Annotated in this window: 12 protein-coding genes; 8 read left to right on the forward strand and 4 right to left on the reverse strand. The window is 67.9% G+C overall.

The genetic code is table 11. The annotated features are described in order from the left end of the window. Nucleotides 1-10: 10 nt before the first annotated feature. The gene (gene acs, locus SLQ31_RS03135) at nt 11-1,969 is read right to left on the reverse strand and encodes an acetate--CoA ligase (RefSeq protein ID WP_319429586.1); all 1,959 of its coding nucleotides are present in this window, start codon (nt 1,967-1,969) and stop codon (nt 11-13) included. A gap of 102 nt (nt 1,970-2,071) precedes the next feature. On the opposite strand from acs, the gene SLQ31_RS03140 reads away from it, so the two are divergent. Then, nucleotides 2,072-2,818 carry an oxidoreductase gene (locus tag SLQ31_RS03140; protein ID WP_319429588.1) on the forward strand — a complete coding sequence of 249 codons (747 nt, stop codon included), beginning with the start codon at nt 2,072-2,074 and terminating at the stop codon, nt 2,816-2,818. Between the two features lie 415 nt (nt 2,819-3,233). On the opposite strand, the gene SLQ31_RS03145 is transcribed toward SLQ31_RS03140, so the two are convergent. Then, nucleotides 3,234-4,058 carry an HAD-IB family hydrolase gene (locus SLQ31_RS03145; protein ID WP_319432797.1) on the reverse strand — a complete coding sequence of 275 codons (825 nt, stop codon included), beginning with the start codon at nt 4,056-4,058 and terminating at the stop codon, nt 3,234-3,236. Nucleotides 4,059-4,527: 469 nt separating this feature from the next. Here SLQ31_RS03145 and ssd point away from each other — a divergent pair, with 469 nt between their 5' ends. Genes ssd through SLQ31_RS03180 form a run of 7 tightly spaced genes read left to right on the forward strand, consistent with a single transcriptional unit; the run spans nt 4,528 to nt 8,994 of the window. Then, a complete protein-coding gene (gene ssd / locus SLQ31_RS03150) occupies nt 4,528-5,595 on the forward strand; it encodes a septum site-determining protein Ssd (protein WP_319429590.1) in 1,068 nt (355 codons plus the stop codon). Then, complete coding sequence (locus tag SLQ31_RS03155) at nt 5,592-6,755, forward strand: TadA family conjugal transfer-associated ATPase (RefSeq protein ID WP_319429592.1); 1,164 nt, start codon at nt 5,592-5,594, stop codon at nt 6,753-6,755. The genes ssd and SLQ31_RS03155 overlap by 4 nt, the downstream gene beginning before the upstream one ends. Continuing rightward, nucleotides 6,752-7,531 carry a type II secretion system F family protein gene (locus SLQ31_RS03160; protein WP_319429594.1) on the forward strand — a complete coding sequence of 260 codons (780 nt, stop codon included), beginning with the start codon at nt 6,752-6,754 and terminating at the stop codon, nt 7,529-7,531. Before SLQ31_RS03155 ends, SLQ31_RS03160 begins: the two co-directional genes overlap by 4 nt. Next, nucleotides 7,528-8,118 (forward strand): type II secretion system F family protein, encoded by a 591-nt coding sequence (locus tag SLQ31_RS03165; protein ID WP_319429596.1) that lies wholly within the window; start codon nt 7,528-7,530, stop codon nt 8,116-8,118. The genes SLQ31_RS03160 and SLQ31_RS03165 overlap by 4 nt, the downstream gene beginning before the upstream one ends. Before the next feature lie 27 nt (nt 8,119-8,145). Next, complete coding sequence (locus SLQ31_RS03170) at nt 8,146-8,337, forward strand: DUF4244 domain-containing protein (RefSeq protein ID WP_319429598.1); 192 nt, start codon at nt 8,146-8,148, stop codon at nt 8,335-8,337. Nucleotides 8,338-8,378: 41 nt separating this feature from the next. Then, the gene (locus SLQ31_RS03175; protein ID WP_319432799.1) at nt 8,379-8,663 is read left to right on the forward strand and encodes a TadE family type IV pilus minor pilin; all 285 of its coding nucleotides are present in this window, start codon (nt 8,379-8,381) and stop codon (nt 8,661-8,663) included. After that, nucleotides 8,638-8,994: an Rv3654c family TadE-like protein gene (locus tag SLQ31_RS03180; RefSeq protein WP_319429600.1), complete on the forward strand. Its 357-nt coding sequence runs from the start codon at nt 8,638-8,640 to the stop codon at nt 8,992-8,994. Before SLQ31_RS03175 ends, SLQ31_RS03180 begins: the two co-directional genes overlap by 26 nt. Here the strand turns inward: SLQ31_RS03180 and SLQ31_RS03185 are convergent. Beyond that, the gene (locus tag SLQ31_RS03185; RefSeq protein WP_319429602.1) at nt 8,991-9,998 is read right to left on the reverse strand and encodes a PAS domain-containing protein; all 1,008 of its coding nucleotides are present in this window, start codon (nt 9,996-9,998) and stop codon (nt 8,991-8,993) included. The two genes, SLQ31_RS03180 and SLQ31_RS03185, sit on opposite strands and share 4 nt — an antisense overlap. A gap of 230 nt (nt 9,999-10,228) precedes the next feature. Continuing rightward, complete coding sequence (locus tag SLQ31_RS03190; RefSeq protein WP_319429604.1) at nt 10,229-12,556, reverse strand: DEAD/DEAH box helicase; 2,328 nt, start codon at nt 12,554-12,556, stop codon at nt 10,229-10,231. Nucleotides 12,557-12,637: the final 81 nt, after the last annotated feature.

Here is a 12,637-nt window from a genome sequence, read left to right on the forward strand (position 1 = left end):
GTTGAACCGATCAGGCCTTGCTGGCCCGGATCGCTTCGAACACCGTCGGGTCCAGCAGGGTCGAGGTGTCGCCGAGCTCGCGTCCCTCCGCGACGTCGCGCAGCAGCCTGCGCATGATCTTGCCGCTGCGGGTCTTGGGAAGCTCTGGTACGACATGGATTTCGCGCGGCTTGGCGATCGGCGAGATCTCGCGGGCCACCTCTGCGCGCAACTCGTCGACCATCTGCTCGTTCGACATCTCGGCATGGTGAGCCTTCAGGATCACGAAGGCGCAGATCGCCTGCCCGGTGGTCTCGTCGGTGGCGCCGACGACGGCCGCCTCGGCGACACCGGAATGCCCGACGAGTGCTGACTCCACCTCGGCGGTCGAAATCCGGTGCCCCGAAATGTTCATCACGTCGTCGATGCGGCCGAGCACCCACACCTCGCCGTCGCTGCCGTAGCGGGCACCGTCGCCGGCGAAGTACCAGCCCTGCTCGGCGAAACGCGCCCAGTAGGTTTCGCGGAATCGTTCCGGATCGCCCCAGATGCCACGAAGCATCGCCGGCCACGGCTTGTCCAACACGAGGTACCCGGTGGCGGGTTCACTGCCTTCGGCGCTGTGCTGCAGTTCATTTCCGTCGTCGTCGACGATCTTGGCCGAGATGCCCGGCAGAGCGCGCATGGCCGAACCCGGCTTGCAGTCCGTCACGCCCGGCAACGGCGAGATCATGATGGCGCCGGTCTCGGTCTGCCACCAGGTGTCCACGATCGGCGTTGCACCGGCGCCGAACACCAGGCGGTACCACCGCCATGCCTCCGGGTTGATCGGCTCGCCGACCGACCCGAGTAGGCGCAGGCTGGACAGGTCGTGGGCGAAGGCGAGCTCGCGGCCCCACTTCATGAACGTCCGGATCAACGTCGGAGCGGTGTAATAGATTGTCACACCGTACTTTTCGATGACCTGGAAGTGGCGGTGCTCGTCCGGGGAGGCTGGGGTGCCCTCATAGACCACCTGGGTCGCACCGTTGGACAGTGGCCCGTAGACGATATAGGTGTGACCGGTGACCCAGCCGATATCGGCTGTGCACCAATAGATGTCGTTGTCCGGCTTGATATCGAAAACGTTGTAGTGGGTGTAGGACGCCTGGGTCAGATAGCCGCCGGAGGTGTGGATGATGCCCTTGGGCTTGCCCGTGGTGCCGGACGTGTACAGCAGGAACAGCGGGTGTTCGGAGTCGAACGCCTCGGGCGTGTGCTCGGTGGACGCCGAGTCCACCGCTTCGTGCCACCACACGTCGCGGCCGTCGGTCCAGTCGACGTCGATACCGGTGCGGCGCACCACCAGAACGTGCTCCACGCACTCCTGGCCCTTGACCGCCTCGTCGACGGCCTCCTTGAGCGACACCGCGTTCCCACGCCGGTATTGGCCATCGGTGGTGATCACCAGTTTGGCCTCGGCATCCTCGATACGGGCCCGAAGCGCGGTCGCAGAGAAACCCGCGAAGACCACGCTGTGCATCACGCCCAGCCGTGCACAGGCCAGCATCGCCACGATGGCTTCGGGAACCATCGGCATATAGATGGCCACCCGGTCGCCGGCGGTCAGACCCAGTTCGGTCAATGTGTTGGCGGCCTTGCAGACCTCGTCTTTGAGCTGGGCATAGGTGAGCACCCGCGAATCGCCGAGCGGTTCGCCCTCCCAGTGGATGGCGACCCGATCGCCGTTGCCCGCCTCGACATGGCGGTCCACACAGTTGTAGGCGACATTCAGCGTGCCGCCGACAAACCACTTCGCGAACGGGGCTTCGGACCAGTCGAGCACCTCGGCGAATGGCGTAGCCCACGACAACCGGTTGGCCTGTTCGGCCCAGAACGCCAACCGGTCGGTCTCGGCCTGGTCATAGAGAGCGGCGGTGGCATTGGCGGCGGCGGCGAAATCGGCCGACGGCGGGTAGCAGGACGGAACTTCGGTGTGCGCCTCTGTCATATCTGTGAGCGTAGTCACCGAACATGGCGTCGGCACCGACACCTCACATTCGCAACGACCCGGTTACCGGCGGGCGTACTCCCGCCGATAGCGTGACCGAACGTGAGTGATCTCCTGGCTCCGCTCCTGGATCTGCCCGGCGTGGCCGACGCCGCCGAGGCGGCTCGCAACGCCCTGGCCAAGGCCCACCGGCATCGCACCAATCTGCGGAACTGGCCTGTCACCGCGGCCGAGTCGGCGATCCGTGGAGCGAGGTCGTCGTCGGCACTCGACGGTGGCGCGGTGCAACTGGATGGCTCCGGTGTGGAGCCGAACGATCCTGTCCTGGCGGGTGCATTGCGCGTCGGGCAGGCGCTGGAGGGCGGCACCACCAACATCCTCGGAGTGTGGCAGCGCGCCCCCTTACAAGCTCTCGCCCGCCTGCATGCGCTGGCTGCGGCCGACCTGATCGACGAGGGACTGCTGGGCCGGCCACGACAAGATCCGGAGGTCGCTGCGCGGCTGGATCTGGTCACCCGACTGGTGACGGGTGGCAGCACCGCGCCCGCGCCGGTGCTGTCCGCCGTCGCACACGGTGAACTGCTGACCCTGGCCCCCTTCGGCCCCGGCGACGGCGTCGTCGCCCGGGCGGTATCGCGCCTCGTGACCATGGCGACCGGTCTCGACCCGCATGGGCTGGGTGTGCCCGAGGTGTACTGGATGCGCCGTGCCGACGACTACCGGGCGAGTGCTCGGGCCTTCGCGACGGGCGCACCCGAGGCCGTCGGCGCCTGGGTGCTCATGTGTTGTCAGGCCTTGGAAGACGGTGCCCGAGAGGCGATGTCGATCGCGGAGGCAGCGTCGAAATGATTCGGGTCGAAGTGATTCGGGTCGAAATGATCGCGTCGAAATGATCGGTACGCAGCGAAGCGGGCGGCGATCCGAATCTCTTCGGCTCGCCGCCCGCTAGCACGGTTACCTGGTTACCAAGCGTGCCAGGTGGGTCGCGTGGGTTGGCCTCGGCGGTTTTGCGATGCGCTTCGTTGACATCCCCACCCAAGGGGACGTTATGTCCGTTCGCTTTTCGCAATTACGCAAGCCCGCAACACTTCTGCCATATCGCGGCGTGCTCCGCGTGGGTGCCGGGAACCGTGCTGGAACGCTTGAGTTGGGAGATAGTGCCTTCTCTTCCGGCGCTATCTTGGCCTTCCCAGGCGTCCGTGCTTCCTTTGTACTCCGTGACCCCCATCACAGCAAGGGGTTCGTAGGCAACGGATTGGTCGCGTTAGAGAGACAGCCGTCGTAACACCGAATATGTCAGCGCCCCAGCGGCCAGTGCGCTGATTCCCAACGCCGCGGTGGTGGCCACCGCCGCCCCCGACGGCGCCGGAATCCGGTCCCGCAGCGGCACCGGCCGCAAGAAGGTCAGCACCGGCCAGTCACGGGCCGCGGCCTCCTTGCGCAACGCACGGTCGGGGTTGACGACGGCGGGATGACCGACGGACTGCAGCATCGGCAGGTCGGTGATCGAATCGGAGTAGGCGTAGCAGTGTTCGAGCGAGTAGCCCTCAAGGGCGGCCAGTTCGCGGATGGCCGCACCCTTGGCCTCGCCGTAGCAATAGAAGGCAACCTCGCCGGTGTACTTGCCGTCCTCGATGACCATCCGGGTGCCCATCGCGTGGGTGGCGCCCAACGCGCGGGCGATCGGGGCGACGATCTCTTCCCCCGACGCCGAGACGATCACCACGTCACGACCGCAGAGCCGGTGATCGGCGATCAGCTCGGCAGCTTCGGCAAAGACCAGCGGGTCGACGATGTCGTGCAGGGTTTCGGCGACGATGGCTCTGACCTGTTCGACATCCCAGCCTGCGGACATGGCGGTGACGTAGGAACGCATCCGGTCCATCTGGTCGTGATCGGCACCGGACATCAGGAACAAGAACTGGGCGTAGCTGGACTTCAGTACGGCTCGTCGGTTGAGCAGGCCTTGGTCGAAGAAGGGTTTGCTGAAAGCAAGCGCGCTGGACTTGGCGATGACGGTCTTGTCTAAGTCGAAGAAGGCTGCGGTGCGAGATGGGGTGCCGGCTGCCGGCCTGTGTTGGGGATCCATTAGCTGGTCGGCGCCCGAGACGGGGACGGTCACCCCCTCAGAATAGGGCCGGTGTCGCACGGGGTCTGAGGCCGAGACAAAGTGGCAGGCCAAGCCACGTGTCGTACCCTGCATTTTCACAGCGAATACATGGTTTCGAAGTGGTAGCAACACTTGCGCGACTCCACATTGTCGTGTGTATAGTAAGTATTACTCGGCTTATGCCGGGTGTGCATCAGCCCGACCCCCCGGGGCTGATACACGACGACCCTCGCCTCCTCCCCCCCTGGCGGGGGTCGTCCCTTTTCTCCAGCAAAAATTTCCATTGATCCCGGCAAACTCGAGAAATGTTGCCGGGATCATATTTTGCTACCCGTTTGACCACCCTCACCCACTCTCGGGTGTTGCCGTTCATCCCCAGATCTGCCTCCATCCACAGTTGGGCCTGACATCCCTGGCGCGCTGTGTCCGGGCATTCGACGCTGGGATGGTGAATTCCAATTCAGGCGTCGCCTTGATCCTCGTCGCCGAATCCGACCTACGTGAGCAGGCCGACCGGGTGGCCGCCGCCGCTGGGCTGCGACCGCTGGCGGCATTCGCGCCGCTGACCCGCAAGGCGTGGTCGGCGGCCGCCGCGGTCCTGCTCGACGCAGAATCGGCCCGGCAGTGCGAACCTGACGGGCTGCCGCGGCGCGACGGGGTGATTCTGATTACCTCGGCCGAACCGGATGGGCCGACCTGGGCGGCCGCGATGGCCGTTGGCGCGCAGCACGTTTGTGCACTTCCAGCTCAGGACGACGAGTTGGTGGGGCATCTCGCCGATGCCGCCGAGACAGCAAGGGAAGGTCAACGCGCGGGCCGGGTGATCGCCGTGACCGGCGGTCGCGGTGGTGCCGGCGCCTCGACGTTCGCGACTGCACTCGCACAGATCGCGTCGGCAGCTCTGCTCGTCGACCTTGATCCCTGGGGTGGCGGGATCGACCTGCTCCTCGGAAGTGAGTCGGTGCCGGGGCTGCGCTGGCCGGACCTGAGTCTGCGCGGCGGTCGGTTGGCGTGGGCCGCCGTCCGGGACGCGCTGCCGAACCACCGCGGGGTGAGCGTGCTGTCCGGCGCGCGGCACGGTCATGAGATGGATGCCGGTGCGGTCGACTCGGTCATCGATGCGGGCCGTCGAGGCGGAATGCTTGTGGTCTGTGATTTACCGCGGCGAATGACCTCCGCTGTTGCAGGCACCCTCGACTGCGCCGACCTTGTTGTCGTGATCACCACGTGCGATGTCCGTGGCGTCGCGGCTGCCTCGGCGTTGGCCCCGGTGCTGCGGGGGATCAACCCGAACGTGGGCTTGGTGGTGCGTGGTCCGACCCCCGGTGGGCTGCGGGCCGCTGAGGCGGCCGAGGTGGCGGGGCTGCCACTGCTGGCGTCGATGCGTCCCGAACCCTTGCTTGCCGAACGCCTCGAGCACGGCGGTTTGCGGCTGCGGCGGCGGTCCCCGCTGGGCGCGGCCGCCCGTGCCGTACTCCAGGTGTTGCCTGCCGGTGCCTTGGTGCGGGCGGCATGAGCGCCTCGCTGGTGGAGCGGGTCCGCGAGCGGCTGGCCGCCGAGTCGTCCTCGTTGCGGCCCGCAGCCGTTGCCGCCGCCATCCGGGCCGAGTCCGGGGGAGTGCTCGGGGACACCGAGGTGCTGACCAATCTTCGGGTGCTGCAGACCGAGCTGACGGGCGCCGGCGTGCTGGAGCCCTTGCTGCGCGCGCCGGGAACCACCGACGTTTTGGTCACCGCACCGGATGCGGTGTGGGTCGATGATGGCGACGGGTTGCGGCCCACCACGGTGCGATTCGCCGACGAAGCCGCGGTACGCCGGCTGGCTCAGCGGCTCGCCGTGGCCGCCGGCCGGCGCTTGGACGACGCTCAGCCGTGGGTCGACGGACAGCTGAGTGGACTGGGCACCGGCGAGTTCTCGGTTCGTCTGCATGCCGTGTTGCCGCCGGTCGCCGCGGCGGGAACCTGCTTGTCGCTGCGGGTGCTTCGGCCGGCCACCCAGGACCTTGCGGCATTGAGCGCGGCGGGTGCGATCGTGCCGGCGGCCGCCCAGCTGCTGACCGGCATCATCGACGCTCGGCTGGCCTTCCTTATCTCTGGCGGCACCGGCGCAGGCAAGACCACGCTGTTGGCGGCCGCGCTCGGCGCGGTGTCGTGCAATGAGCGGATCGTGTGCGTGGAAGACGCGCCCGAACTCGCACCACCGCATCCCCACCTCGTGCGGTTGGTGGCCCGCGCCGCCAACGTCGAGGGCGCCGGTGAAGTCACGATGCGACAGCTGGTCCGCCAGGCCCTGCGCATGCGACCGGACCGAATCGTGGTGGGCGAGGTGCGCGGCGCCGAGGTTGTCGATCTGCTGACCGCGCTGAACACCGGCCACGACGGCGGGGCGGGGACCGTGCACGCCAACAGCCCGGCCGAAGTGCCGGCACGGTTGGAGGCGCTCGCCGCCGTCGGCGGGCTCGACCGTGCCGCGCTGCACAGTCAGCTGGCTGCGGCAGTGCAGGTCGTGGTCCACGTTGGTCGTGGGCGGGACGGGGCGCGCAGGCTCGGCGAGGTCGCGGTGTTGTGCCGCGCGGACACCGGCGCGGTACACGCGGTGACCGCATGGCACGCCGACCGCGGTTGGCAGCGCGGTCAACAGCAGCTGGAGATGTTGATCGAAGCGCGACGGCAGTGACCGGAATACCGGTGGCGGCCGTGCTTCTGGCGATCGCTGTGCTGGCGGCACCTCCGCCACCACGGTGGCGGCTGGGTCTGGTGACGCCGCGGATCGGTGTGCGCGGCCCCGCGCTGGTCGTCGGTGCCGCCGTCATCGCGGTAGTCCTGCCGCTGACGGCTTTACTCGCGTCGATTGTCCTGGGTGTCACGCTGATCGCTCGCAGGCGTCGTCGCCACCGGGCCCACGATCGCGCCCTTGCTGGCCAGATGCTGGCGGGCGCGCTGGAGGCTCTGGTCGGGGAGTTGCGGGTCGGAGCACATCCGGTGCGCGCCTTCGCTATTGCCGCCGGTGAGTCGGATGGCCCGATCGGCACGGCATTGCGTGCGGTTGCCGCGCGGGCTGGGTTGGGCGCCAACGTCGGGGCCGGACTGCACGCCGTGGCCGGCTCGACATCGGTTCCCGGGCAGTGGGATCGGCTCGCGGTGTGCTGGCAATTGGCCGCCGACCATGGTCTGGCGATGGCTGCGCTGATCCGCGCGGCCCAACGCGACATCGTCGAACGCCAGCGGTTCACCGCCCGGGTCGAGGCCGGCTTGGCCGGCGCTCGGGCCACCACCGCCATCCTGGCGGGACTGCCGCTGCTCGGTGTCCTGCTGGGCGAGTTGATCGGTGCGCATCCGGTCCGGTTCCTGCTCGGCGGCGGGGTCGGCGGTGGCCTGCTGATCGCTGGCACCGTCCTGGTCTGTGTGGGGCTGGCATGGGCCGACCGCATCACGGATCGCCTGCTGACATGACCACCGCCGCAGTGCTGTTGGCTGTCGCGCTGCTACTCGCACCGGGTCCGGCTGCAGTGCGCCGCCGCATCGGATTGGGCCCGGTTCGCGCCGCGCCGGTTCGGTACCGACGCATCGCCGATCCGCTGGCCACCGCGTCCGCGCTCGACGTGTTTGCGGTGTGTCTGTCCGCCGGAATGACGGTGGCGGCGGCTGCGGCGGCGACGGCACCGTCGGCCCCGGTTCGGCTCGGTGCGGTATTGCGCCGGGCGGCCGACCTGTTGGCACTGGGGGCCGACCCGGACACCGCGTGGTCGCGGCCGGCCCCTTCCCGAGGTCGAGGAGAGGCAGCCGACGGTAGGGAAGCACTGGCCCGGCTCGCGCGGCGGTCGGCGTCCTCGGGAAGTGCACTGGCACAAGGCGTGGCCGAACTCGCCGAACAATCCCGCCAGGACGCCGGCCACGCCGCGTCGGCAGCTGCCGAGCGGGCGGCGGTGCTGATCGCCGGGCCGCTGGGGCTGTGCTTCCTGCCCGCATTCATCTGCCTGGGCATCGTGCCTGTGGTGGCCGGGTTGGCCGGTGACGTGTTCACGTCAGGGATCCTGTGAGGGAGAGGAAAGATATTGTTCACCAACATGATTCGACAGCTGAAGGCACGACTGGCGATAGCGGTGGTCGACGAGGCCGGCATGTCGACGGTCGAGTACGCAATCGGCACGATTGCTGCCGCCGCGTTCGGCGCCATTCTGTACAGCGTGGTCACCGGCGACTCGATCGTCGGCGCACTGACCAACATCATCAACCGCGCGCTCAACACGAACGTCTAAGCGGTGACGCGGGTTTCGCCACGGTCGAGGCGGCGCTCGCCATCGCCGCACTGGTGGTGGTGCTCGTCGTCTGTGCGGGCGGCCTCACCGCGGTGTCGATGCAGGTGCGCTGCATCGACGCCGCCCGGGAGGCGGCGCGGCTGGCGGCCCGCGGTGACGAGACGGGTGCGGGCGTTGCGGCCCGCGGGGTCGGGCCCGCCGGGGCGACGCTGCAGCTGCGTCGCGATGGCGGATTCGTCGTCGCGACGGTCAGCGGTCACTCCCGGCTGCTGCCCGGCGTCGTCATCAGGGCCGACGCCGTTGCGGCCGCCGAACCTGGCCCGTGACGACACCGGTGCCGGCACGGTATTGGCCGCGATCCTGATTGCCGCCATGGTGGCGATCACCCTGGCCGGTGTCCAGATCGGCAGTGCCGTGGTGGCGCGACACCGGGCGCAGGCGGGCGCCGACATGGCCGCGCTGGCCGCGGCCATGTGGCTGCCGCGGGGTCCCGACAGCGCGTGCCGGCAAGCAGCCGCGGTGAGCCGCGCCATGGGCGCGGCGCTGAGCGGCTGCGATGTCGACGAGCTCGACGTCGTCGTCGCGGTCGACGTCGCGACCGGGCGGCTACTCGGCGGCCGAGCCCACGCCGCGGCTCGGGCCGGGCCCGCCGGCTAGGCGTTCGTCAGCTTGGCCTCGACCAATTCCGCATCCGTTGGCAGTCGCAGCGTGATCAGACCGGCGAGGACGTCGTTGTCAACCTCCATGCGGTTGACGGTGACATGCATCGGCACCCAGCCGCTGCCGACCGCGGGCAGCCGCAGTACCCGGCTGGTGCTGCCGGTTTCGAACTCCTCGGCCATCGGGATCAGCTCACCGCGATCGTCGGGATGGAACTGGACGCTGTGACGCCAGTCGTAATACGGACACGGGTCGTCGAGCCACTTCAGCAGCTGCCAGTTGCTGAGGTCGATAAGCGCGCGGTGCACGCCCGTCTGCGAGAGGCCGCCGATGATCCGTTGCGCCAGCGGATCGGATGGCAGGACTTCCTCGTCCACGCCGCACCGCAAGTTCATCGCGCGGGCGATGAGATGTTCGGTACCGTCCTCGGCTTCCTCAATGGCTGTGCGCGCCACGAACCCCGTCCGAATAACCTCACCGCTATCGGTGAAAGTCCAAGTGGTGCAATATGTTCGGCCAGGATCCTCGTTTTTGGCCAACGCCAGCACGTTGGACTCGTCACTGTTGAAGCTTCGGTCAGGAAGATTCTCGGCGAACGCAATATCGTGGGTCGGTGCCTGCGTGGGATTCCGGCCCGCATTGACCAGCGATTCGACAGTGTCGGTGGCGATACCTTGCGTGATATCCCACTTCAGCGGTCCGGGTATCGGCCGTTCCGGCGGCTCGGCATCGGCAGGCCCGATCCACGTGTGCACACCATGCATCCTGCCGTCGGACATCCGCACCGGCTCGGTCCGGATCACCCGATCGCTCTTCGGGGTGATACTGGCCAGGCTGTTGCCGGTCGCCACGGTTTCGACGATGGCGGTCTGGATAGCAGCCAGATAGGGACTGCGGCGCAGGTAGATCGCCAACGGCACCAGGTTCTTCATCTGCCGGCCCTGCGCCACGACCACCGGTTCGGTGCCGAGCGTCTCCACGAGCAGCCAATCGTGGGTCATGGTCGCAGTTTAACGGCGCCATCTTGTCTTGACCTTGGGATGTCCAACCCGGGAATTCGCAGGTGAGATGCGGCAATTCCATCCAGCAAACCGCGACACTGTCGATTTCCTTGCGACGCGCTGTGGTCGTTCGGTATTTTTCGCTACGCCTCCAGCAGTGCGGGGCGCCTGCCAGTGGGTGTCTTCGCATCGAGGTGTCGACCGTTCGAGGGGTCCGGTCGCCACGACGATCAGGGATTACCGTCGGCCAATCGCGCCAGTACGAGTTTCAGGACGCGGATCGCACCGGCCTTATCCAGCGGGTCATTCCCGTTGCCGCACTTGGGCGACTGCACGCATGACGGGCAGCCCTGCGGGCACTCGCATGCTTCGATCGCGGCCGCGGTGGCCCCCAGCCAGGTGCTGGCCAATTGGTAGCCGCGTTCGGCGAAACCCGCACCACCGGGGTGCCCGTCGTAGACGAACACGGTGGGCAATCCGTCGGCACCGACGGCGGTGGACAGACCGCCGATGTCGCCCCGGTCGCAACTGGCCACCAGCGGCAACAGCCCGATCGCGGCATGCTCGGCCGCGTGCAACGAGCCCGATATGCTTGTCAGCTCAATTCCACTGTCCAACAATGCTTCCGGCGTGATCGTATACATCACCGCGGTAGTGGGCAGGCAGTGTTCCGGCATGTCGAGCTCGACGAAATCGATGACCTCCCCGGACAATCGCCGACGCAGGAAGCCGATCACCCGGTGGGTCACCGAGACCGGAACCAGGCCAAGGGTCACCGCGTCGTAATGCGCGCGTTCGCCGGGTCCGGTGATCGCGATGTCGGTGATCTCTCGCGCGAACGTGGCATAGCCAGGATCTTCGGCGTGCACGAACGCCACCCCGTCGGAGAAGCTCAGCGAGTCGACGAGGTAACTCTCGCCCTGGTGCAGGTACACGGCCCCGGGGTGAACGGTGGCCGGGGCCTGACCCGCGCCGGTGCTACCCAGCATCCGGCCGGTGCCGGCCTCGACGATCGCGATCTGACCGCCGGCCGAGCCCCGGATATCCACCGCAGGATGCGGATCCAGCCCGGCGGCGGGGAAATACTTGCCGCCGCGGCGGCGCAGCAATCCGTCCTCGACCAATTCGGTGGCCACCGGCTCGGCCTCCCAGCGGCGCACCTCCGCCTCGTCGAGCGGCATTTCGGTTGCCGCGCACAGCAGCTGCGGACCCAAAACGTAGGGATTGGCCGGATCGATGACGACGCGCTCGACCGGTTTGTCGAGCAGCGCCTCAGGGTGGTGCACCAAATAGGTGTCCAGCGGGTCATCCCGGGCGATGAGGACCACGAGCGCGCCCTGGCCTCGCCGGCCGGACCGGCCGGCCTGCTGCCAGAACGACGCCACCGTCCCCGGGAAGCCGGCCAGCAAGACGGCATCCAGCCCGGCGATGTCGATGCCCAATTCGAGCGCGTTCGTGGTCGCCAGCCCGCGCAGCTCCCCGTCGGACAGGGCACGTTCCAGCTCGCGCCGGTCCTCGGCGAGGTAGCCCGCGCGGTAGGAGGCCACGGTGTCACGCAGCTGCGGCGCGATGTCATCGAGGCGGGCTTGTGCGGCCAGCGCCGTCAGCTCCGCGCCGCGGCGGGACCGCACAAACGTCAACGTCCGCGCTCCCTCAGCAACCAAATCGGCCATCATGCGAGCGGCTTCGGCGCCCGCCGAACGCCGCACCGGCGCGCCGTTCTCGCCCAGCAGGTCGGTCCGCAATTCGGGCTCCCACAGCGCCACCGTTCGCGCACCGTGCGGTGAACCGTCCTCGGTCACCGCCGCCACCGTGTGCCCGATCAATTCCGCCGCGGTCTCACCTGGTGCGGCGGTGGTCGCGCTGGCGAAGATGACCGTTGGCCCCGGTGCCGACGCCGGCGCGTAGCGCTCGCACAGCCGCAGCAGCCTGCGCAACACCATCGCCACGTTCGAGCCGAAAATCCCACGGTAGTAATGGCATTCGTCGACCACGATATAGCGCAATCCGCGCAGGAACACCGCCCAGCGGGCGTGGTTGCGCAGCAGCGACAGGTGGATCATGTCGGGGTTGGAGAACAGCCACCGCGAGCGTTCGCGGGCGAATCTGCGCACCTCGGTCGGTGTGTCGCCGTCATAGGACGTCGGCGCGACATCGCCTAGTGCGGCCACCGCTGTGGTCAATGAATGGGCGGTGCGCAATTGGTCGTGGCCGAGCGCTTTCGTAGGCGACAAATAAAGTGCCCGCGCGCGCGGATCGCGTGCCAACGCATCCATGATCGGCAATTGGAACGCCAGCGACTTACCCGATGCCGTGCCGGTGCTTATCACGACATGACGTCCAGAGTGGGCGAGGTCGGCGGCGCGGACCTGATGCGACCACGGGCGGGCGATTCCGTGATCATGGAACGCGCGGAGCACATGTGGATCAGCCCAGGCAGGCCAGTCCGCGCCGTCGGCTTGGCGGGCGGGAAGCTCGGCGACGTGGCGCAGTGCCGCGGGCGACGATTCGGCACCGGCGATGGCCGCGTTAAGCAGCTCGCTGCCGAAACTCACCATTTGAAATCAGCCCTTTCGAAAAAGTGTGTACAACCCCGTATCGAATTGTTCATCAGTTAGTAGCACCGAGACTGTCGCAAG

The sequence above is a fragment of the Mycobacterium sp. RTGN5 genome, from assembly GCF_033804465.1.
Taxonomy (GTDB): domain Bacteria; phylum Actinomycetota; class Actinomycetes; order Mycobacteriales; family Mycobacteriaceae; genus Mycobacterium.

Bases quoted from the DNA above. Each gene is read 5' to 3' on its own strand.
- acs (WP_319429586.1), bottom strand. From the start codon at position 1,969: ATGACAGAGGCGCACACCGAAGTTCCGTCCTGCTACCCGCCGTCGGCC.
- SLQ31_RS03145 (WP_319432797.1), bottom strand. From the start codon at position 4,058: ATGGATCCCCAACACAGGCCGGCAGCCGGCACCCCATCTCGCACCGCA.
- SLQ31_RS03155 (WP_319429592.1), top strand. From the start codon at position 5,592: ATGAGCGCCTCGCTGGTGGAGCGGGTCCGCGAGCGGCTGGCCGCCGAG.
- SLQ31_RS03165 (WP_319429596.1), top strand. From the start codon at position 7,528: ATGACCACCGCCGCAGTGCTGTTGGCTGTCGCGCTGCTACTCGCACCG.
- SLQ31_RS03170 (WP_319429598.1), top strand. From the start codon at position 8,146: ATGATTCGACAGCTGAAGGCACGACTGGCGATAGCGGTGGTCGACGAG.
- SLQ31_RS03185 (WP_319429602.1), bottom strand. From the start codon at position 9,998: ATGACCCACGATTGGCTGCTCGTGGAGACGCTCGGCACCGAACCGGTG.
- SLQ31_RS03190 (WP_319429604.1), bottom strand. From the start codon at position 12,556: ATGGTGAGTTTCGGCAGCGAGCTGCTTAACGCGGCCATCGCCGGTGCC.